We start from the raw sequence: 19,402 nt of genomic DNA, 5'->3' as shown, positions 1-19,402 counted from the left end.
TTTCCCTTCGCCTTCCCTTCGTCCCTCTTCACCCCTTGACGCGCCCCACCCGGCAGGACTTTACTCCCGTCTACAAGGTTAGACAACGTCTCCATATGTAGACGGCAGACACGGACAGCACAAGGGGTCGATCCGGTGCAGGCACAGGCGCAGTCGAGCAACTCCCTCAGCGGGCTACTGGCGTTCCCGGTCACGCCGTTCGGGGCGGACGGCGGGCTGGATCTGGCGCGTTTCGACGAGCATCTGGGCGAGGTGGTGGAGGCCGGGCCCTCGGCCCTCTTCGTGGCCTGCGGCACCGGCGAGTTCGCCTCGCTGACACTGGCAGAGCACCGGGAGGTGGTCCGCGTCGCCGTGGCGCATGTCGGCGGCGCGCTGCCGGTCTACGCGGGGGCGGGCGGCGGCACCGGGGTGGCCGTCGAGTTCGTCCGCGCGGCCCAGGCCGCCGGGGCGAGCGGCGCCCTGGTGCTGCCGCCGTATCTCCAGGTCGGGCCGCAGGCCGGGCTGGTCGCCCACTATCGGGGCATCGCCGAGGCCACCGACCTGCCGTTGATCCCCTACCAGCGGGCCAACGCGATCTTCACCCCGGAGTCGGTCGCCGAACTGGCCGAAATCGACCGGATCGTGGCGTTCAAGGACGGCCACGGCGATATCGAGCTGCTGCAGCGCGTCCAGACGGCGACCGGCGGCGCGTTGCCGGTGCTCAACGGGATGCCGACGGCCGAGACGTTCGCCCGCGCCTATGCCGCCGTCGGCGCCCGCGCCTACTCGTCGGCCACCCTGGCCTTCGCCCCGGCCATCGCGCGCGGCTTCTACGACGCGTTCGTGCGGGGCGACGACGCCGTGCAGCGGACGCTGCTGCGGGAGTTCTATGTGCCGCTGACCGAACTCCGGCTGACCACCGAGGGATACGCCGTCTCGCTGGTCAAGGCCGGTCTCGCCGTGCGCGGCCGGAGCGCGGGTCCGGTCCGGCCGCCGCTGGTCGAGGTCAGCCCCGAACACCGCGAGCGGCTGGCCCGGTTGATCGAGCGGGGCCACGCCGCCCTCGCCTGAGCCGGCGGGCCCCTCCGGCGGCTCAGTAGCGCCACGCCCCCAACCGATCGGGCGGCGCGCCAAGAGCGCCGCCCCGGTCGCCGGCGGGCGGCCGCTCCCTCCCCGCGGCCTCGGCGTCACGCACCAGAAACCCCAACGCCACCAGCAGGGCGACGGCCACGGCCCCGCACACCATCCGCCATCCACTGTTACTGGTCATCCGCCCGTACCCCCGTACGCCGCGTTGATCCCGTTGCCCCCTGGACGCACGGAACGGCCCGTCCGGTTCCCGGCACTTCGGGAAGCTTGACTTCGAGCGCGCTCCAACTGCTGGACTCCTGCGGCGCGGGCGACCGCCCGGCGCGGCGACCAACGGTCCGGAGGCGGAGGATGAGCAGGGAACGGGACGGCGCGGTGACGCTGATCACCGGGGGCGGCAGCGGCATCGGCGCCGCGGTGGCGGGGCGGCTGCGCGCTGCCGGGCAGCGGGTCGCGGTGATGGGACGGGGCAGGGAGCGGCTGAGCGCCCTGGAACGGGAACTGGACGCGCCCGACGAGCTGTTGACCATCTCCGGCGACAGCTCCGATTGGCCGACGGTGCGCGACGCGGTGGCCGTCACGGTGGAGCGCTTCGGGCGGCTCGACGCGGTGGTCGCCAACGCGGGGGTGGCCACCCATGACACGGTCGTGGACGGCGATCCGGAGAAGTGGCGGGAAATGGTGCTGACCAATGTGCTGGGGCCCGCCCTGCTGATCCGGGCCGCGGTGTCCGCGCTCCGCGCCTCGGCGGGGCGGATCGTGCTGGTCGGCAGCGTCGCGGGCATGATCCACACCCCGGGCAACCTCTATGGCGCCACCAAGTGGGCGGTCACCGGGCTGGCCGAGAACACCAGGCGGGCGGTGACGGCCGACGGGATCGGCGTCACGCTGATCGCGCCGGGGCGCGCCGAGACCCCCTTCTGGGACGGTCCCGGCGGGCTGCCGCAGGGCCGGCTGCTCAGCGCGGACGAGGTCGCGGCCTCCGTCGTCTGGGCGCTCGACCAGCCGGCCGGAGTGGATGTGAACACCGTGACGATCCGGCCGGTGGGACAGCCCGTCTGACGTCGCTCCCGGCGCCGTTGTCAGTGCGGGTCGCTACGATGTGGGCCTCCGGAACGGGTAGGCGGGTCCGGGGCTTTCGGGGTGGAGCCGGAGCGTGGCGGCCGGATGGGCGCGGCGTTCGGCTGCGATGAGCACTGGTCGGGGGATCGGTATGAGTAACGACGGGGCGGCGGGGGCCGCCGGCTGGCAGGGCCATGGCGCGGGAGCGCCGGAGGACGGCGGCGTGCCGCCGGAGCTGGCGCGGGCTTCGGGCTGGCGGCGCGGACTGGCCTGGGCGGTGGATTTCTCGCTGGTGATCGCGCTGGCGGTGCTGCTCGGCTTCTTCACGTTCAACCGCATCAGCGCGATGCTGACGGACGCGCCGGGGCTGGCCGAGACCGGGGTGTGGAAGGTCATCACCTCGGACGGCGATCTGGCCGGCGCCGGGCAGGCGTTGGGCGAATCGCTCTGGAACCGCTCGCTGCGCGCGGTCCAACAGGGCTTTGTGCTGCTGTTCCTGGGCACCTTCCTCTATCAGTTCCTGGCGCTGGCGTTCGCCGGCACCACGTTGGGCAAGGCGCTGCTCGGGCTGCGGGTGGTGCCGGCGGCCGCGGGCGCCGGGTCCCGTCGGCCGGCGCGGCGTTCGGCGGCCGTGCGGGCGGCGGTGACATCGGTCGCGGATGTGGGTCTGCTGGCCCTGGCCTGCTGTCTGTTGGTGGCGGGGGCGTTCCTCCTGGCGGGGTTCGTGGTGGTGCTGGCGGTGGTGGTCTTCCTGGTCAACGGGATACCGGCTGCGGTGGGCGCGCGGCGCTCCCTCGCCGACCGGCTGGCCGGGACGGAGGTGAGCGGCGGGCTGCTCCAGGCCACCGCGCGGCGGACGGCCCATTTCACGGCGCACTACACGGCGCAGAGCGGTCGGGCGGCCCGGCAGGCGGCCCAGCGGGTCGCCGAGGCGGACCGCACCCGCGCGGCCATGGCGCGGGGCCGCCGGCTGATACCGGGGCGCCGCCCGGCGGAGCCCCCGCTGGACGGCGCGAGCCAGGTCGACGCGCCCTGAGCCCTCGGATGTCGGTGCCGGTCGTCCCTGGTCGTCAACGGGGCGTGGGAGAGCGTGATTCGACCAGGTCCAGGGCGTGTTTGAGCACTTCGCACGCCTGGACATGGTTGCCGGACTCCTGGAGCAGTTCGGCCAGCCGGCGGCAGACCTGGACGGCCTCGGGTCCGGTCGTCTCCCTGGTCTGGTGGAACGCCTGTTCCAGCACCTCGACGGCCTCCCTGGCCCGTCCCGAGTCGGCCAGCAGCTCGGAGAGTTCGAGTTGCAGCGCGAAGGTGGTGTCCCGGTCGCTGCCGACGCGTTCGTCGAAGGCCATGCGCAGCACGCTCAGCGCGTCGCGGTTGCGTCCGCTGCCGCGCAGCAGGCGGCCGAGGCGCAGGCCCGCTGCGGTCATGGCGGTGCGGACATCGGCGTCCAGCACCGGTCCTGCCGGGACGTCGGGCGCCGCCCTGGCCCGGTTGCGGACCAGCGGCAGCCGGCCGATGTCGTTCTCCTGGCTGCGCCGTGGGCTCGGCCGTGATCGGGAGCGCAGCCGGTCGGCCAACTCCCGGTAGATCGTGTCGAGATCGATCACCTCGGGCCCATCGGCGATGCCCGACCGCAGCAGCCGCAGCAGTTCCCCGGTGAACGCGGTGTAGGTCTCGCCGACGGGGGCCAACGCGGCCCGGTTCGGCGGCGAGGCGGTCAGCACATAGGTGCCGTCGACGGCGGCCAGCGCGGCGATGTCCTCGGTGCCGTTCAAGGTGCGCGCGGCCCGGCCGCTGAAGCAGCAGTCCAGGATGAGCACCTTGCGCCGCGCCCTGCTCTGCCGCAGGGCGGTCCGCAGATGCTCGTAGGCCACGGCGGTGTAACCGGTGTTGGGCCGGGAGCCGCTGAGCGCCAGATAGAGGTCGGCGGAGTCCGGGTCCCGCAGGCCGTGCCCGGCGTAGTAGACCACCAGCGTGTCCTCGGCCTCTTCCCCGGCCCGGTGCACGGGGTCCAGCAGGCCGACGGCCGAGGTCGGGTCCCCGACCACCACGCAGTGCTGCTCCGGCAGCCCCCACAGCAGCGGATCGCGCAGGCTGGCCGCCAGATCCCGCAGATTGGCCCGCACGGCCGGGAGTTGGTCCAGCCGCTCGTACTCGGCCCCGCCGATGAGCACCGCCCGCGAGGCCGCCGGATCAGGCAGGCTCGGCCCGGTCATCCCCGTCTCCTCCCTCGCCCCCCGACCCACCGACCGGGCGCGGCGGGGGCGGTGCGGGCGGCGCCGGCGGGGCGGCCGCAGGGGGCGGCGCGGGCGCCGGCACCGGGAGCGGCGGCGAGCCGGGCACCGGCGCCGGGGCGAGCAGGCCGGCGATGACCCGGGCGAGGGCGCCGTCGTCCCTGGGGCCGGTCGCCGGGATCTCGATCTCGATCTCGCCCCGGCGCAGCACCACGGTGCGGCGGGTGCGCCGCGCGTCGCGCCACTGCAGCAGGGAGACGGCGAGCGCCCCGGAGGAGAGCCCGGAGCCGATGGCCAGCGACAGCACGTCGATGATCGTGCCCATCTCGCCCGGCCGGGTCCGCGTCCCGCTCGCCAGCCGGGTGTGCAGCGCGCCGTCCAGGCTCTCGTCCTCGTCGAGCCAGCGCCGCAGCGAGCGCAGTTCGTCCTCCCGGTCGAGGCCGCCGCCGGGCGGCGCTCCGTCCGGGTCCCGGAGCCACACCCGCACCGTCCGCTCCGGTTCACTCCTGCCGCTGGTCACTGTCCATCCCTTCCCGTTCCCCGACGGGGTCGGTGTCGGTCTCGGCCGAACCGCCCGGCTCGGTATGGGCGTTGACATGGGAGAAGAGCGCGATGGCCGCGCTCCCCGCGCCCAGCCGCGCCAGGCAGACGCCGTGCCAGAACTGGGCGGTGAGCGTGGTGGGGTGGTCGGGCCCCAGCCGTTCGGAGCAGACGGTGTCGATGGTGCTCAGGATGTCCACGGCCTGCTGGATCTCCCCACGGCGCACCATGCCGACGGCCTCGCGCAGCCGGGACACCGCGTTCGCCGGGGTGATCCGGCTGAGCACGAAGCTGCGGGTGACATCGCTCAACGACAGCGCCCCCTCGGGCGAGCTGTCCCCGGCGGCCGGGGGCGAGCCGAGTTGGAGGGCCAGGCCCTCGCCGTCCGGCTTCCCCGGGCCGTCCACGACCAGCGTTTCGGGCGCGACATCGAGGTATTCCGGCTCCCCGGCCGGCTCCCCGGCGGGCCCGTCCGGACCCCCGGCCGTGTCCCAGCTCCGCCCTCCGGCCGGCCGGCCCGGCGCACCGGACGGCCGGCCACCGCCCGGCCGCGATCTGCGCAGGGTGGAGAGCGCCATCAGCCGCCACAGTTCGTCCGTGCCCGGGCGCGGATCGGCCTCGGTCAGTCGTTCCAGGATCTCCTGGCTGGTGGACGGGCGGGCGGCGGGGTCGCGCCGGGTCAGGCCGTTGGCCAGCTCGACCAGGTCCGTGGCGAGCCGGCGCGGGTCGTCGAGCGCGAGCGGGGGCACCCCCTCGACCACCGCGCGCATGATCATGACCCCTATCTCGTCGCTCCCGCCGAGCGGATGCCGGCCGGTCAGCATCTGGTGGAGGCAGATGCCGAGGCCGTAGAAGTCGGAGGCGGGCAGGGGCGGTTGGCCCTGGATCACCTCGGGCGCCATATAGCCGGGGCTGCCGACGAAGGCGCCGGTCTGGGTGACCGTCGAATCCTCGGCCAGCCGGGCGAGGCCGAAGTCCCCGAGCACGACCCGACCGCCCATGTCGATCTGCACATTGGACGGTTTGACGTCCCGGTGCAGCACGCCGGCCCGGTGTGCGGCGCCCAGCGCCTCGGCCACGCCGATGACCACCGCGCGCGTCGCCTCGGCGGAGAGGGTGCCGTGCTCCCGCAGCAGCTGGGAGAGGTCAGCGCCGGGCACCCATTCGAGCACCAGATGCGGCTGGCCGTCGGCGGCGCCCACGTCATGGAGGGTGACCACATTGGGGTGCCGGATGCGGGCCAGCGCGCGCATCTCGCGTTCGAAGCGCCGCATGTCGACGCTGCCGTCGCCGACCGAGCGGTGCAGCCGCTTGATGGCGACCCGCCGCCCCAGCATCTCGTCCCTGGCCTCGTGGACGACGCCCATGCCGCCGGAGCCGACCACGCGGATCAGACGATAACGCCCGCCCAGCAACTCCCCCTCTGCCATGGGCACCATCCTGTCGCGCCCCGGTGACCACGAGCAACCTGGCGAACGAGGCCGCCACCGGGAGGCAAGGCCGGAAACCGGCCCACCCTAACAGCCAAGTCCGTTGTGCCGAACGTCTGTTGAACGCTCGCACGGCCGGGCTTACGGTCGGTGCGCACGACAAACGGCGTGTGTGGACAGCGAGCCGGGCGGGAGGACCGTGATGACCGGGCCGACCGACGGGTGGGCGCCCCGCGTGCCGGCGCCGCCGTCCGTCGAACCCGAGTTGCTGACGCCGCATCTGCGGTTCGCCCCCGTCGACCCGTTCGGCCCCTTCGACGCGGCCGCGCTGCTGCCGGCGCCGTCCACCACAACCGCGCCGCCCCCCGCTTCCGGGCCCCGACACGCGCTGCGCGCCACAACCACCGGCCTCGACCCGGTGCGGGGCCGGTTGATGTTGCGGGCGGAGGATGTCCGGCTGCCCGGGGTGCTGCCGCTGGTGCTGGCGCGTTGGCATCACGGCCGGACGCGCGCCGGCCGGGCGTTCGGCGCGGTCTGGGCGTCCACGCTGGACATCCGGCTGTTGCTGCGCGAGTCGTCGGTGCTGCTGGTCGCCGAGGACGGCCGGCTGTTGACCTATCCGTCGCCGCGCCCGGGATCGGGCCGGCCCGTGCTCCCGTTCCATGGTCCGCACTGGCCGCTGACCTGGGACGGAACCCCGGGCGGTCCGATCACGGTCTGGCGGGCCGACACCGGGCAGACCCTGCGGTTCCGCCCCCTGCCGGGCGGCCCGGGGGCCGAGTTGCCGTTGACGTCGCTGGCCGACGGCCGGGGCAACCATCTTGCGTTGCGGCACGACGCGTTCGGCCGCCCCGTGGAGATCGTGCACAGTGCGGGGCACCGGCTGGCGATCGACGGCGACGGAGCCGGACGGGTGGCGTCGGTGCGGCTGCTCAACGCCCCCGACCTGGCACCGCTGTTGCGCTGCCGCTATGACGAGGCGGGCAATCTGGCGGAGGCGGAGGACGCGGCGGGGGGCGTGGAACGGTACGCCTATGACCAGACGCGACGCATGGTGCGGTTTACCGACCGGGCCGGCGACACCTTCCGGTATGGCTATGACGGCAACGGGCGGGTGTGCACGGTTGATGGGCCCGACGGTCTGCTGTCGCGCACGGTCTCCTATGCGGGGCGGCGCACCACGGTCACCGACGCGCTGGGGCACCGCTGGACGTTCGAACGCAACACCCGTGGTCATCTGGTGGCGGAGACCGATCCGGCGGGGAACACCACCCGTTACACCAGGGACCGCGCGGGCCGCCCCGGCGCCGTGACCGACCCGTTGGAGCGGACCACCGCCCACCGGTACGACCGGTTGGGGAACCGGGTGGCGAGCAGGTTCCCGGACGACACCCGGGCGGCCACCCGCTACGATCCGCGCGGCCGGCCGCTGGTCCGGATCGCGGAGGACGGCGGCACCACCCTGCTGAGCTGGGACGATCAGGGCGGGCTCGAAAGCATCACCACCCCGGGCGGACGGGTGACCCGGATCGGCCACCATCCGGGCGGCGGCCTGGCCACGTTGACCGATCCGCTGGGCGCGGTCTGGCGTTACGCCTGCGACCGGGCCGGGCTGCCCACGGCGGTGACGGATCCGGTGGGCGAGACCACCCGGTTGGAGCGTGATCATCTCGGGGCCGTGGTACGGATCATCAGCCCGCAGGGCGAGCGACTGGGCCTGGAACGCGATGCGTTGGGGCGCGTCACCGCCCTGACGCACCCCTCGGGCGCCGTCGAACGCTGGACCCGCGACGCCCTGGGCCGCACCCTGACGCATACCGACACGGCCGGCCGCACCACCCGTTGGGAACGTGGCCCGCTGGGGCTGTGCCGGGCGGTGTGCCATCCGGACGGGCGGGTGGTGCGTTACCGCCACGATCGGGAGGCGCGCCCGGTGCGGATCACGGATCCGACCGGCCGGCACTGGGAGTACGTCCACGATCCGGCCGGCCGGCTGGTCGAGGCGTCCGACCTGGGCGAACGGCCCATCCGGCTGCGGTACGACGCGGCCGGACAGTGCGTCGGGGTGACCAATGGCGCGGCCCAGCGGATCTCGCTGCGCTTCGACGCGCGCGGCCGACTCGTCGAGCGGCGCAGCGAGTTGGATCGGGAGCTGTTCCACTACGATCCGGTCGGCCGGCTGGTCGGCGCGGAGAGCAGCGAGGTCACCGTCGCCCGCACCCTGGACGGCTCGGGTGCGGTGCTCACCGAGACGGTCAACGGCCGCACGGTGGCGCTGAGTTACGACGCGGCCGGGCGCCGCGCTGGGCGGCGCACCCCGTCCGGCACGGAGACGGCCTGGTCCTATGACGCGGTGGGCCGGCTGGTGGGGCTGCGCGTCGACCGGCATGCCGTCGCCATCGAACTGGACGCCTGCGGGCGGGAGTCGGGCCGGGCCACCATCGGCGGTTCCGGCGCGGTGCGGCAGAGTTGGGACCCGGCCGGCCGGCTGGCCGACCAGACCCTGCTGTCCGGCTCGTCGCGCCGCCGCCGCACCTGGGAGTACGGGGTGGACGGCCGGCTGTGGCGGACCTGGGACGAGGTGGCGGGGACGGTCGAGTTCGAACGCGATCCGGCCGGCCGCCCGCTGCTGGTGCGGGACCGGACCGGCTCGCACCCCTACTCCTATGACGCGCTCGGCCAACTGGGCGGCGAAGGGCGGAAGTTCGAGGGCCCGCTGCTGGTCGTCGACACCGAGGGGGTGTCCTATCGGCATGACGCCAGGGGCCGGGTGGTGGCCGCGCCCCGCCGGCTGCCGTCCGGGTCGGTGGGCAGTTGCCACTACACCTGGGACGCGCTGGACCGGCTGACGGACGTGGTGATGCCGGACGGCCGGCACTGGCACTATGTGCACGATCCGTTGGGCCGGCGGGTGGCCAAACAGCTGCTGGACGACTTCGGCGAGGTCCGGGAACGGGTGCTGCTGGACTGGGAGGACGGGCTGCCCGTCGAACAGACCTATCCGGACGGGGCGGTGACCAGCTGGCACTGGGCCCCTGGGGATCATCGTCGGCCGCTGGCCCAGACCGGGATCGCCGGTTCGTTCGCGCCCGTCTTCCATGGCATCGTGACCGATCCGGACGGCGCCCCGACCGAACTGGTCGATATCCGGGGCGATATCGCCTGGCGCCGCCGCGCCACCCCGTTCGGCGCCCCCACCGGTCTCGGCTCGGACACCGCGCACTGCCCGTTGGGCTTCGCCGGCCAGCTCTATGACGAGGAGACCGGTCTCTTCTACGACTTCCACCGGGGCCACCGCCCCTACGACCCCGTCAACGCCCGCTATCTCGCGCCGCTTCCGCACCCCACCGACCCCTTCGGGCCCCTGCTCCCGACGCGCCCCGCACCCTGATCGCCGCCTGTCTTGAGCGCATCGGCGCCACCTTCGAGCCGTACGGCGGCCGGTTCCTTGTGCACGTCACCGAGCACGAGGTGAAGGAGGGCGACTGGCCGGGAGCTGTCGTCGTGATCGGCTTCCCCGGCATCAGCGAGGCCCGCGCCTGGTGGGACTCGCCGGCGTACCAGGAGATCGCCCCGCTGCGCTCGCGGCATATCGAGGGCGACATCATCCTGGTCGAGGGGGTCCCCGACGGGTACGACCCGGCCGCCACCGCCCAGGAGATGCGCGCCGAACTGTCCGACGACCAGCAGCCCTTGGTCAGCCGGCGGAGCCGGTCGGCTTGGTGAAGGTGAGCTCGAAGACGGGGTGGTCACCGGCGACGGCGCGGAACTCGTCATCGGTGGAGTCGGCGGTGACGCCCTTGAAGAAGCGGCCGACCTGGCCGCTCCAGCGGGCCAGATAGGCGCGGAGCAGGGTGGGCCTGGCGTCCTCGGGGACCTCGACGGCGGTGAACGGGGTGACCTTCCGCCCCAGCGTGAGCTGGCCCTCGCCGGCGGCGCGGAGGTTGTGGGTCCACTGCACATGGCCGCGGGGGGCGACCAGGTAGTAGCGTCCCTCGACCTTCAGCAGATTGACCGGGGCGTGTCGCAGCTCCCCCGACTTCCGTCCCCGGACGGCCAGTTGGCGGGAGCCGGCGACGCCGAAACCGAACCGGTGCAGCAGCGAGACCAGCGGGTTGGCGACCCTGCGGGTGACCCAGTCGGGCTTGATCACATGAGGGTGGTTCGCGTCCATGACAACCTCCGTAGCGGGACCTGAGAAACCCTGGCGAACAGAGAGAGCACCGCTCTCCGTCGAGAGCAACTGTGACATCGATGGCGCCGAAAAACAAGAGCACCGCTCTCTAAGTTGGCCACTGCTCCGAAAGCTGGCAGACTGCCCCCATGGCAGCCATCCGCACGGCGCGGGAACGCGCGCGACAGGAAGTGACCCGGGCGATCAAGGACGAGGCCCGCCGGCAGCTCGCCGCCGAGGGCGCGGCCAAGCTCTCGCTGCGCGCCGTCGCCCGCGAGCTGGGCATGGTCTCCTCCGCGCTCTACCGCTACTTCCCCAGCCGCGACGAGCTGTTGACCGCCCTGATCGTCGACGCCTACAACGCGCTCGGCGACGCCGTGGACGCCGCCGTGCACCGCACCCGCGACGAGTCGCCGCTGGTCCGCTGGCTCGCCGCCTGCCATGCGGCCCGCGACTGGGCCGTCGCCCACCCCCACGAGTACGGACTGATCCACGGCACCCCCGTCCCCGGCTATGCCGCGCCCGACGACACCTCGGGCCCCGGCGTGCGGCTCCCCCTCGCGCTGGTCGCCATCGCCACCGACGCGCGCCGCGCCGGCCGGCTGCACCAGCCGCCCGGCGGCCCGCCCCCGCCCGAGGTGCTGGCCGATATCGCGCACCATGTCCCCGAGCACGCACCGGAGTTGGACCCGACCACCCTGGCGCTGCTGCTCGCCGCCTGGGGGCAGCTCCTCGGCCTGCTCAGCGCCGAGGTCTTCGGCCAGTTCAACGGGGTGATCACGGACGGCGGAGCGTTCCTCACCGACGCCACCACCCGCATCGCCGCCGGCGTCGGCATCGGCGACGAGATTCCCTAGGCCGCGCCCGCCCGATCGCGCGGGGGGCAACTCCCGTCCCGCCATGGCTCGTTGGGCGTCCACACCCGAACGAACGCCCGCATTCCCGGCGCCGCGTGTGATACGCGCCATTGACGTTCCGCCCCGCGTGGCGCAATCTCTCCCCATGCAACCGCTTCTGACGTTGCGCCGCCATGTCGACTTCGGACGTGTCACCTCGGCCTCCTGTCGTTTCTGACGCCGGCCCCGCCCGGGCCAGTCGGCGCCGCGCGCCAGCCGTTCGGCGACCCGCGCCCCTGACCTGAGGCAACCGCCCGCCGCCCCGCGCGGCGCGGCCCACAGACGACGCTCGTCACCCCACCGCCCGAGCCCCCGTCCGCCTGCCCGCCGTGGCACGGCGGCGCGTGGGCGCGGGTGGTGCCCCATCGCCCCGCCTGCCCGCGCGCCGCCGTCGCGCCGCGTCCGGGTGCGTTCCCCTGGAAGGAAGTCCTTCGCCGTGCCCTCCTCCCCCCTGCCCGACCCGAGACAGCTGCCCGACCCGAGAGAGCTGCCGAGCCCGAGGCGTCGGCCCGGCCGACGAGGCTGGACGGTCGCCACCGCGATCACCGTGGCCCTCGCCATCGCCGTGACCGGCTGCGGCTCCGACGGCGGCTCCGACACCTCCGACGGTGCCACGTCCGGCGAGCCGACCGAGGGCGGGACCCTCACCTACGGCTTCACCGCGGCCCCCGACTGCGTGGACTCCCGGCAGCGCCCTCAGCTCAACTCCCGGACGATCGGCCGCCAGTTGGCCGACACCCTGACCGAACAGGACCCGGCGACCGGCGAGCTGCTGCCCTGGTTGGCGACCTCCTGGACGGTCAGCGACGATGTCACCGCGTTCACCTTCGAGCTGCGTGAGGACGTCACCTTCAGCGACGGCGAACCGTTCGACGCCGAGGCCGTGAAGGCCAACTTCGACGCCGTCGTCGAGCTGGGCGCGCTCGCCCCGCAGGGCAGCAGCTTCCTCGCCGGCTACCGACAGAGCGTCGTCGACGACGACTTCGTCGTCACCGTCGAGTTCGAGGAGCCCAACGCGCAGTTCCTCCAGGCGACCGCGACCCAGTCGCTGATCCAGCTCTCCCCCGCCTCCCTGGGCAACGACCCGGCCGATCTGTGCCAGGGCGACTTCGCCGGCTCCGGCCCGTTCACGTTGGACAAGTTCACCCCGGAGTCCTCCGTCGAGCTGGTCCGCCGCGACGACTACGCCTGGGCCTCACCCATCGCCGAGAACCAGGGCGCGGCGCATGTCGAACGGGTGGTTCTGGAGGGCATCCCGGAGGGCAGCGTCCGGCAGGGCAGCCTCACCAGCGGCCAGGTCGACGTCATCGAGTCCGTACCGGCCGCCGGGCTGGCCCAGTTGGAGAGCGACGACCGGTTCACCGTGGACAGCGTGGTGCTGCCGGCCATCGCCATCCCCTATGTGCCGCTGGTGCACAGCCCCAAGCTGAGCGATCCCGACACCCGCCGCGCGCTCGGTCTCGCGCTGGACCGGGAGGCCATCGTCACCGCCGTCTACAACGGCGTCAGCCAGCCGGCGACCGGCGTGCTCACCACCACCAACCCGGGCTATCTCGACCAGTCGGACGACGTCAGATACGACCCGGCGGCGGCCGAGGAGCTGCTGGACCGCGCCGGCTGGAACGTCATCGGCGACGACGGGGTGCGACAGCGCGCCGACGGCGAGCGGCTGAGCCTCACCATCACCTACGCCAGCGGCAACCCCGAGTCCGAACAGCAGCACCAGCTCGCCCAGCAGCAGTGGGCCGAGGTCGGCATCGAGCTGAAGCTGGACCCGGTCTCCGATCTGCCGCTGGTCAACATGGACGAGTACCCGGGCGATATCGCCACCTGGAGCCAGACCCGCGCCGACGTGGATGTCATCCGGCTGGTCTACTCCTCGTTCCACCCCGAGATGAGCATGCTCTACGGCCAGCCCGACGAGGAACTGGACGCGCTGCTCAGCTCGTTGCAGACCACCGTCGACACCGAGGAACGGCAGGAGATCGCCGAGCAGGCGCAGCGCCGCATCATCGAGCAGGGCTACTCGGTGCCGGTGCTGGACCGGGTGTGGGCCTACGGCTATCCGAACGAACTGGGCGGCTTCGCCACCGACATCGAGGGCAAGGCGCTGCTCAACGAGGTCTGGCTGGCATCGTGACGCGTTATGTCCTGGTCCGGATCGTCAACGGCCTGTTCGTGCTGTGGGCGGCGCTGACCGTCTCCTTCCTGGTGCTGCACCTGGTGCCGGGCGACCCGGTCTCGGTGATGCTGCGCACGGGCGGCTCCGAGGCGGTGGCGGTCGACCGCTCCCTCGCCGACGAGCTGCGTGCCGATCTGGGCCTGGACCAGCCGCTGTACCGGCAGTATCTGGAGTTTGTCGGAAACGCGCTCCGGCTGGACTTCGGCACCTCGTTCCAGACCGGGGACGAGGTGACCTCGGTGCTCTCCAGGGCGCTGCCGGCCACCCTCGAACTGGCGGGCGCCTCCCTGCTGTTGGCATTGCTGGTCGGCGTGACCACGGCGGTGGGGGCGTCCCTGCTGCCGACCGCCCGGCTGCGGTCCGCCGTGCTGTCGTCGACCGTGGTGGGCAACGCGCTGCCCAGCTTCTGGGTCGGGATCATCCTGCTCCAGGTGTTCTCCTTCGGCCTCGGCTGGTTCCCCGCCTACGGCAACGGCGAGTTCGCCCAACTGGTGCTGCCCGCCATCGCGTTGGCCCTGCCGAGCATCGGGTTGCTGACCCAGGTGCTCGGCCGGAGCCTGCGCACCGCGCTCGCCGAGCCCTATGTGCGCACGGCGCGCGCCAAGGGCGCGTCGAAACTGCGCGCGGTGACGGTGCACGCGCTGCGCAACGCGGCCATCCCGGCGATGACGCTCTTCGGGCTGATGATCGGCGGCATCGTCGCCGGCGCCATCATCACGGAGAGCGTCTTCTCCCGGCAGGGCCTCGGCCGGCTGACGGCCGAGGCCATCGGCGCCCATGACTTCCCGGTGATCCGCGCGCTGGTCTTCCTCGCCGGCGCGCTGTATGTGGCGGTCAACCTGGCCGTCGACCTGATCTATCCCAAGGTCGATCCCCGGATCGTCCTGCGGTCGACCGGCGCGTGACCGGACCCGGCCGGCGTCTGACCGGACCCGGCCGGAGACCTGCCCCGATCCGGCCGGAGACCGCGGCCCGCCAGAGAAGAGACGAGTAGCACCATGGCCCAGGAGTCACCAGCCGTCACCCTCGCCAAGTCCCAGGCGGCCACCGGCCGTTCGCCCCGGCGTCGGCCGTTGGCGCGGCTCGGGTTCCGGCCCCGGGAGCTGCTGGGCCGCCCGCTGCTGCTGCTCGCGGTGCTCTATCTCCTGCTGGTGGCCGGCTGGACCGTGGCGCCCGGGCTGTTCACCGGGCAGGACCCGCTGCTCACCGACGCGTCCAAGAGCCTGTCGGAGCCCGGGTCCGCGCACTGGTTCGGCACCGACAACCTGGGCCGTGACATCTACACCCGGGTGGTGCACGGCACCCGGGTCTCGGTGGTCGCCGGCATATTGGCCGTCGCCCTCTCGCTGGTCGTCGGCTCGCTGCTGGGCGTGCTCGCCGGCTATGCCGGTGGCTGGCTCGACCAGGTGCTGATGCGGCTGGTCGAAGTCCTCGTCGTCATCCCCGGGTTGCTGCTGTCCCTGGCGGTGGTCTCCATCCTCGGCTTCGGCACCACCAATGTGGCGATCGCCGTCGGCATCGCCGGCATCCCCAGCTTCGCCCGGGTGGTGCGGGCCGAGGTGCTGCGCATCAGGGGCAGCACCTATGTGAGCGCCGCCGTCACCAGCGGCCACCGCACCCCGTCGATCCTGCTGCGCCATGTGGTGCCCAACGCCTCGCCGCCCGTGCTGGTGTTGGCCGCGCTGGACATCGGCGGCGCGGTCCTGTCCATCGCCGCGCTGAGCTTCCTCGGCTTCGGGGCCGCGCCGCCGGCCCCCGAGCTGGGCGCGATGGTCTCGCAGGGCCGCGACTACATCGCCACCGCCTGGTGGCTGACCACCTTCCCCGGCGTCGCCATCGCCCTGCTCGTCCTGTCCACCAGCCGCGTCGCCCGCGCCCTGGAGCGCACCGGAGTCCCGTCGTGAACGACCCGCACCCCCAACCCCTGCTCTCCGTCGACGACTTGCATGTCACCTACCGCACCAGGCGCTCGGTCGTGGACGCGGTGCGCGGCGCCTCACTGACCGTGCCACCGGGCGAGACCGTCGCGCTGGTCGGCGAGTCGGGATCCGGCAAGTCGACGCTCGGCCTCGCCGTGCTGGGCCTGCTGCCCGAGGGCACCGAAACGGTGCGCGGCACGATACGGCTGGCCGGCCGGGAGCTGCTGGGCCTGCCCGACCGGCGGCTGCGCCACCTCAGGGGCCGGGAGGTCGGCTTCATCCCGCAGGACCCCAAGGCGTCCCTCAACCCCGTCCAACGGGTCGGCGCCCAGGTCGCCGAGGCGCTGCGCATCCACGGCCTGGTGACGGGCGCGGCCGAGACCACGGAACGCGTCGGGCAACTGCTGGCCGACGCGGGACTGCCCCAACCGGCCCGGGTCGCCGCGCAGTTCCCGCACGAGCTGTCCGGCGGCATGTGCCAACGGGTGCTGATCGCCATCGCCCTGGCCGGCCGGCCCAAGCTGCTGATCGCCGACGAGCCGACCAGCGCCCTCGATGTCACCGTGCAACGCCGCATCCTCGACCATCTGGCGAAGGTGACCGCCGAGACGGGCGCCGGAATGCTGCTGATCACCCACGATCTGGCGCTGGCCGCCGAACGCGCGGCGCGGGTCGCGGTGATGTCCAGCGGCCGGATCGTCGAGTCCGGGCCCAGCGCCCGGGTGATCGGCGCGCCCGCCCACGCCTACACCAGGGAGCTGGTGGCCGCCGCCCCCTCCATGACGTCGCCGCCCGCCGTCGAGACCCCCGAGGACGCCGAACCCCTGCTGACCGTCGAGGAGTTGCGCCGCGTCTACCGGGTCCGCAAACCCACCGGCGGCCACCAGGAGATCGCCGCCGTGGACGGCATCAGCTTCACCCTGGCGCGCGGCGGCTCGCTGGGCATCGTCGGCGAGTCGGGCTCGGGCAAGACCACCACGGCCCAGCTGCTGCTCCGCCTCGACCGCCCCGACGCGGGCCGTATCGTGCTGGACGGCGCCGATCTGGCCGGCGTCTCCCCCGCCGAACTGCGCGCGCTGCGCCGGCATGTGCAGCCCGTCTTCCAGGACTCCTACGGCTCGCTCGACCCCACGTTCACCGTGGCCAGGGCCATCGCCGAACCGCTGCGCGCCTTCCGCGTCCGGGGCCGCGCCGCCCGGGTCGCCGAACTCCTGGACCTGGTAAGGCTGCCCGCCTCGGTGCGCGACCGGCGACCGGCCGAACTCTCCGGCGGACAGCGGCAACGCGTCAGCATCGCCCGCGCGTTGGCCCTCACCCCCCGGCTGCTGGTCCTGGACGAGCCGGTCTCCGCGCTGGACGTGTCCGTACAGGCCCGGGTGCTCGACCTACTGGCCGAGCTGCGCCGGGAGTTGGGCCTCTCCTATGTCTTCATCTCGCACGATCTGGCCGTGATCCGGCAGGTATGCGACCGGGTGCTGGTGATGCGGCACGGCCGGATCGTGGAACACGGCCGGGTCGCCGATGTGTTCACCCACCCCCGACACCCCTACACCGAGGAGCTGCTGGCCGCCATCCCCGGCGGCGACCGGAGCGCACCGGTGGAGACCGCCGCCCCCTCGTCCCTCACCAGCAACGGAGGAACACCATGACGACCACCGAGACCGCGTTCGACGCCGACCGTGCCGCCTTCGAGGCCGCCTGGCGACGGTGGCGCGAGCAGCGTGACGCCGCGCTGACCGCGCCCCACGGCTTCCTCGCGGTCACCGGACTGCACTGGCTGGGCCAGGACCCGGAACGCTTCGAGGACGCGCCCGGCACCTGGTCGAGCACCGAACACGAGGGCGTGGTCGTCGAGTTGGCCGACGACGAGAAGCTGACCTTCGAGGGCCGGACGATCGTCGGCCGCCATGTCTTCGGCCACCTCCCGGAACGCGGCGGGGTGACCGCCGAGGCCGGCGACACCGTGCTGGAGATCGCCAAACGCGGCGGCCACGACATCCTCCGCCCCCGCCACCCCGACCACCCGCTGCGCACCGGCTACACCGGAACCCCCACCTACGCCCCCGACCCCGCCTGGGTGCTCCGGGGCCGGTTCGTACCGTTCGACGAACCCCGCTCCGTGACGGTGGGCGCGGCCGTCCCCGGGCTTGAGCACGTCTACCAGGCACCGGGCGCGGTCGAGTTCGAACGGGACGGCCGGACGCACCGGTTGACCGCGTTCAACGGGGGCCGCCCGGACGCGCTGCTGGTGCTGTTCACGGACGCCACCTCCGGGGTGACCACCTATGCGGCCAGCCGCTCCCTGGCCATCGACCCGCCGGACGCGGACGGGCGGCTGACCGTCGATCTCAACCGCGCGGCCAACCTGCCCTGCGCCTACACCGACCACGCCACCTGCCCGCTGCCGCCGGCCGGGAACCGCCTCCCCATCGCCGTGGAGGCCGGCGAACGCCTCCCCCTGGAACGCGGCGGCACCCCCGACTGACCCCGCTCAGACCTCCCGGGGACTGCCGGTCAACACCACCCGACCGGTGATCTCCTGGGGGTTGATCAGCAGGTTGTAGATCGGGCACTCCCGCTCGACCGTCTCGTGCAGCTCCCTGATCCGCTCCGCCGAGGCGGGCGACGTCAGATGGACGGTGTAGCTGATGTTGTGCGGATAGATCGGAACCTGCTCATGGCCCGACTCCCCGGCCCGCGGATCCTGGTCGGCCTCGACCTGCACCTCCAACGCGTCCAGCGGCACCCGCAGCCGCGCCGCCTGGATCAGGAACACATGGGTGAGGCAGCTGGAGAGCACCCCGAGCTGGATCTCCGGCGAGGACGGGCCCAGATCGTAGCCCGCGAAGTCCAACGGCGAGTCACTGACGATCTGGTGGTGCCGGATCCGGATACGACGCACCCCACTGCGGGCCTCGGCGGCCGCCCTGGCCCGCAACCGGTGCGGCTGCCCCGGCGGGTTGGCGCGCGCCGCCTCCTCCCGGGCCAACAACGCGGCCCGCTTCACCGTCAGATACTCCCGCAACCCGGGCTGCGGATCGGGCGCGGTCTCCAACAGTATTTCCTCGGCGGCCTCTTCCCGTTCCGCCGACTCCGCCGGCTGGACCTTCTTCGCATTGCGCTGCGCGGTACTCATCAATTTCTTCCTCTCCAGGGCCACGAGCGAAAAACCCCGCCGCCACGCGACATCAAGGGAAATACGATCCCCCCATCCCCACCCCGCCGCCGACGATAACCACCCGAATTCCCCTACGTCAAGGCCGAATTGCCCCCGGCGATGCGACACAATATGTCGCCCCCATTAACCGCCATTACCCGACATAAATCCGTCACGGGCCCGACGAGCACGCTCCGTTTCCGGATGGCCGTCCCCGCCGCCTCCACGTACTCCCCCATCTCCTGAAGATTCCACGCCTGATTCTTGCGGAAGTCCGCGAGCGGGCGAGGACCGGGGGACGTCACCCGATATTCCGCCAGCGCGAAAAGCTCCACAAACAGGCGGGCCGCCGCAGCCCGTCGCCCCGCCTTCGCGAGATTCAGCGCCTGCCGATGAAGGGCATCTCAGGCCCCTGAGGATATGACCCCCTCTCGACCGGCCGCCACCTCACCGAACCACCGCGCAGCCTCAACGAACTCCCCTGCCCGCTCAAGATTCCGTGCCTGGTCGTAGCGCACGTCCAGCGTCTCCCGATGGTCGAGCCCCAACAGCCGCGCCCGATCCTCCGCGACCCCCGCCCACAGCCGGGACGCCTGCGCATGCTCCCCCGTCTCCCCAAGGCACACCGCCTGGCGGTAACGAGCCCGCAGCAGCTCCGGATCATCAGCGCCGACCAACCGCCGGTAACCTCGACCAACTCGGCGAACAGCCGTGCGGCCTCCGCGTGTTCTCTCGTTTCC

At 73.0% G+C, this 19,402-nt stretch carries 18 protein-coding genes; 11 read left to right on the top strand and 7 right to left on the bottom strand.

Annotated elements, in window-relative coordinates; translation table 11 throughout:
* Positions 1–135: 135 nt before the first annotated feature.
* Positions 136–1,050, top strand: coding sequence for a 5-dehydro-4-deoxyglucarate dehydratase (locus AOM46_RS03170; protein WP_062205219.1), 915 nt, complete (start codon positions 136–138; stop codon positions 1,048–1,050).
* Positions 1,051–1,072: 22 nt separating this feature from the next.
* Here the strand turns inward: AOM46_RS03170 and AOM46_RS33800 are convergent, their stop codons facing one another.
* On the bottom strand, positions 1,073–1,249 hold the full coding sequence (locus AOM46_RS33800; protein ID WP_158920220.1) for a hypothetical protein: 177 nt from the start codon (positions 1,247–1,249) through the stop codon (positions 1,073–1,075).
* 170 nt (positions 1,250–1,419) lie between these two features.
* On the opposite strand from AOM46_RS33800, the gene AOM46_RS03165 reads away from it, so the two are divergent.
* Positions 1,420–2,130, top strand: coding sequence for an SDR family oxidoreductase (locus tag AOM46_RS03165; protein ID WP_062205215.1), 711 nt, complete (start codon positions 1,420–1,422; stop codon positions 2,128–2,130).
* A gap of 151 nt (positions 2,131–2,281) precedes the next feature.
* Positions 2,282–3,166: an RDD family protein gene (locus AOM46_RS31335; protein ID WP_067225851.1), complete on the top strand. Its 885-nt coding sequence runs from the start codon at positions 2,282–2,284 to the stop codon at positions 3,164–3,166.
* Positions 3,167–3,200: 34 nt separating this feature from the next.
* On the opposite strand, the gene AOM46_RS03155 is transcribed toward AOM46_RS31335, so the two are convergent.
* The 3 genes from AOM46_RS03155 to AOM46_RS03145 are packed head-to-tail and all read right to left on the bottom strand — an operon-like array spanning position 3,201 to position 6,334.
* A complete protein-coding gene (locus tag AOM46_RS03155) occupies positions 3,201–4,346 on the bottom strand; it encodes a caspase family protein (protein WP_062205211.1) in 1,146 nt (381 codons plus the stop codon).
* On the bottom strand, positions 4,324–4,884 hold the full coding sequence (locus AOM46_RS34510; protein ID WP_062205207.1) for a hypothetical protein: 561 nt from the start codon (positions 4,882–4,884) through the stop codon (positions 4,324–4,326). Before AOM46_RS34510 ends, AOM46_RS03155 begins: the two co-directional genes overlap by 23 nt.
* Positions 4,865–6,334 (bottom strand): serine/threonine-protein kinase, encoded by a 1,470-nt coding sequence (locus tag AOM46_RS03145; RefSeq protein ID WP_062205203.1) that lies wholly within the window; start codon positions 6,332–6,334, stop codon positions 4,865–4,867. The genes AOM46_RS34510 and AOM46_RS03145 overlap by 20 nt, the downstream gene beginning before the upstream one ends.
* 202 nt (positions 6,335–6,536) lie before the next feature.
* Here AOM46_RS03145 and AOM46_RS03140 point away from each other — a divergent pair, with 202 nt between their 5' ends.
* Together AOM46_RS03140 and AOM46_RS03135 are read left to right on the top strand one after the other, a co-directional pair.
* Complete coding sequence (locus AOM46_RS03140; RefSeq protein ID WP_062205200.1) at positions 6,537–9,725, top strand: DUF6531 domain-containing protein; 3,189 nt, start codon at positions 6,537–6,539, stop codon at positions 9,723–9,725.
* The gene (locus AOM46_RS03135; RefSeq protein WP_062205197.1) at positions 9,722–10,060 is read left to right on the top strand and encodes a DUF1330 domain-containing protein; all 339 of its coding nucleotides are present in this window, start codon (positions 9,722–9,724) and stop codon (positions 10,058–10,060) included. Before AOM46_RS03140 ends, AOM46_RS03135 begins: the two co-directional genes overlap by 4 nt.
* Here the strand turns inward: AOM46_RS03135 and AOM46_RS03130 are convergent.
* Positions 10,032–10,508, bottom strand: a complete 477-nt coding sequence (locus tag AOM46_RS03130; protein ID WP_062205194.1) for a nitroreductase family deazaflavin-dependent oxidoreductase — start codon at positions 10,506–10,508, stop codon at positions 10,032–10,034. The genes AOM46_RS03135 and AOM46_RS03130 overlap by 29 nt on opposite strands.
* A 149-nt stretch (positions 10,509–10,657) precedes the next feature.
* Here AOM46_RS03130 and AOM46_RS03125 point away from each other — a divergent pair, with 149 nt between their 5' ends.
* The 6 genes from AOM46_RS03125 (at position 10,658) to AOM46_RS03100 (ending at position 17,990) form a co-directional block, all read left to right on the top strand.
* On the top strand, positions 10,658–11,365 hold the full coding sequence (locus tag AOM46_RS03125) for a TetR/AcrR family transcriptional regulator (RefSeq protein ID WP_062205191.1): 708 nt from the start codon (positions 10,658–10,660) through the stop codon (positions 11,363–11,365).
* Between the two features lie 475 nt (positions 11,366–11,840).
* A complete protein-coding gene (locus tag AOM46_RS03120) occupies positions 11,841–13,544 on the top strand; it encodes an ABC transporter substrate-binding protein (RefSeq protein WP_234313603.1) in 1,704 nt (567 codons plus the stop codon).
* Positions 13,541–14,491, top strand: a complete 951-nt coding sequence (locus tag AOM46_RS03115) for an ABC transporter permease (protein ID WP_062205189.1) — start codon at positions 13,541–13,543, stop codon at positions 14,489–14,491. The genes AOM46_RS03120 and AOM46_RS03115 overlap by 4 nt, the downstream gene beginning before the upstream one ends.
* Positions 14,492–14,584: 93 nt before the next feature.
* Positions 14,585–15,490, top strand: coding sequence for an ABC transporter permease (locus tag AOM46_RS03110; RefSeq protein WP_062205186.1), 906 nt, complete (start codon positions 14,585–14,587; stop codon positions 15,488–15,490).
* Positions 15,487–17,154, top strand: coding sequence for an ABC transporter ATP-binding protein (locus AOM46_RS03105; RefSeq protein ID WP_062205184.1), 1,668 nt, complete (start codon positions 15,487–15,489; stop codon positions 17,152–17,154). Before AOM46_RS03110 ends, AOM46_RS03105 begins: the two co-directional genes overlap by 4 nt.
* The gene (locus AOM46_RS03100; RefSeq protein ID WP_062205180.1) at positions 17,151–17,990 is read left to right on the top strand and encodes a DUF1684 domain-containing protein; all 840 of its coding nucleotides are present in this window, start codon (positions 17,151–17,153) and stop codon (positions 17,988–17,990) included. Before AOM46_RS03105 ends, AOM46_RS03100 begins: the two co-directional genes overlap by 4 nt.
* A 6-nt stretch (positions 17,991–17,996) precedes the next feature.
* On the opposite strand, the gene AOM46_RS03095 is transcribed toward AOM46_RS03100, so the two are convergent.
* Both AOM46_RS03095 and AOM46_RS03085 read right to left on the bottom strand, forming a co-directional pair.
* Entirely contained in the window at positions 17,997–18,641 is a 645-nt protein-coding gene (locus AOM46_RS03095; RefSeq protein WP_078856411.1) for an OsmC family protein, read from the bottom strand.
* Positions 18,642–19,066: 425 nt separating this feature from the next.
* On the bottom strand, positions 19,067–19,339 hold the full coding sequence (locus tag AOM46_RS03085; RefSeq protein WP_062205174.1) for a tetratricopeptide repeat protein: 273 nt from the start codon (positions 19,337–19,339) through the stop codon (positions 19,067–19,069).
* Positions 19,340–19,402 lie beyond the last annotated feature (63 nt).

Source organism: Streptomyces sp. NBRC 109706 (assembly GCF_000974485.1).
Classification (GTDB): domain Bacteria; phylum Actinomycetota; class Actinomycetes; order Streptomycetales; family Streptomycetaceae; genus Streptomyces.
The sequence above is the reverse complement of the archived record's forward strand: the minus strand, read 5'-3'. Positions and strand labels throughout refer to the sequence as shown.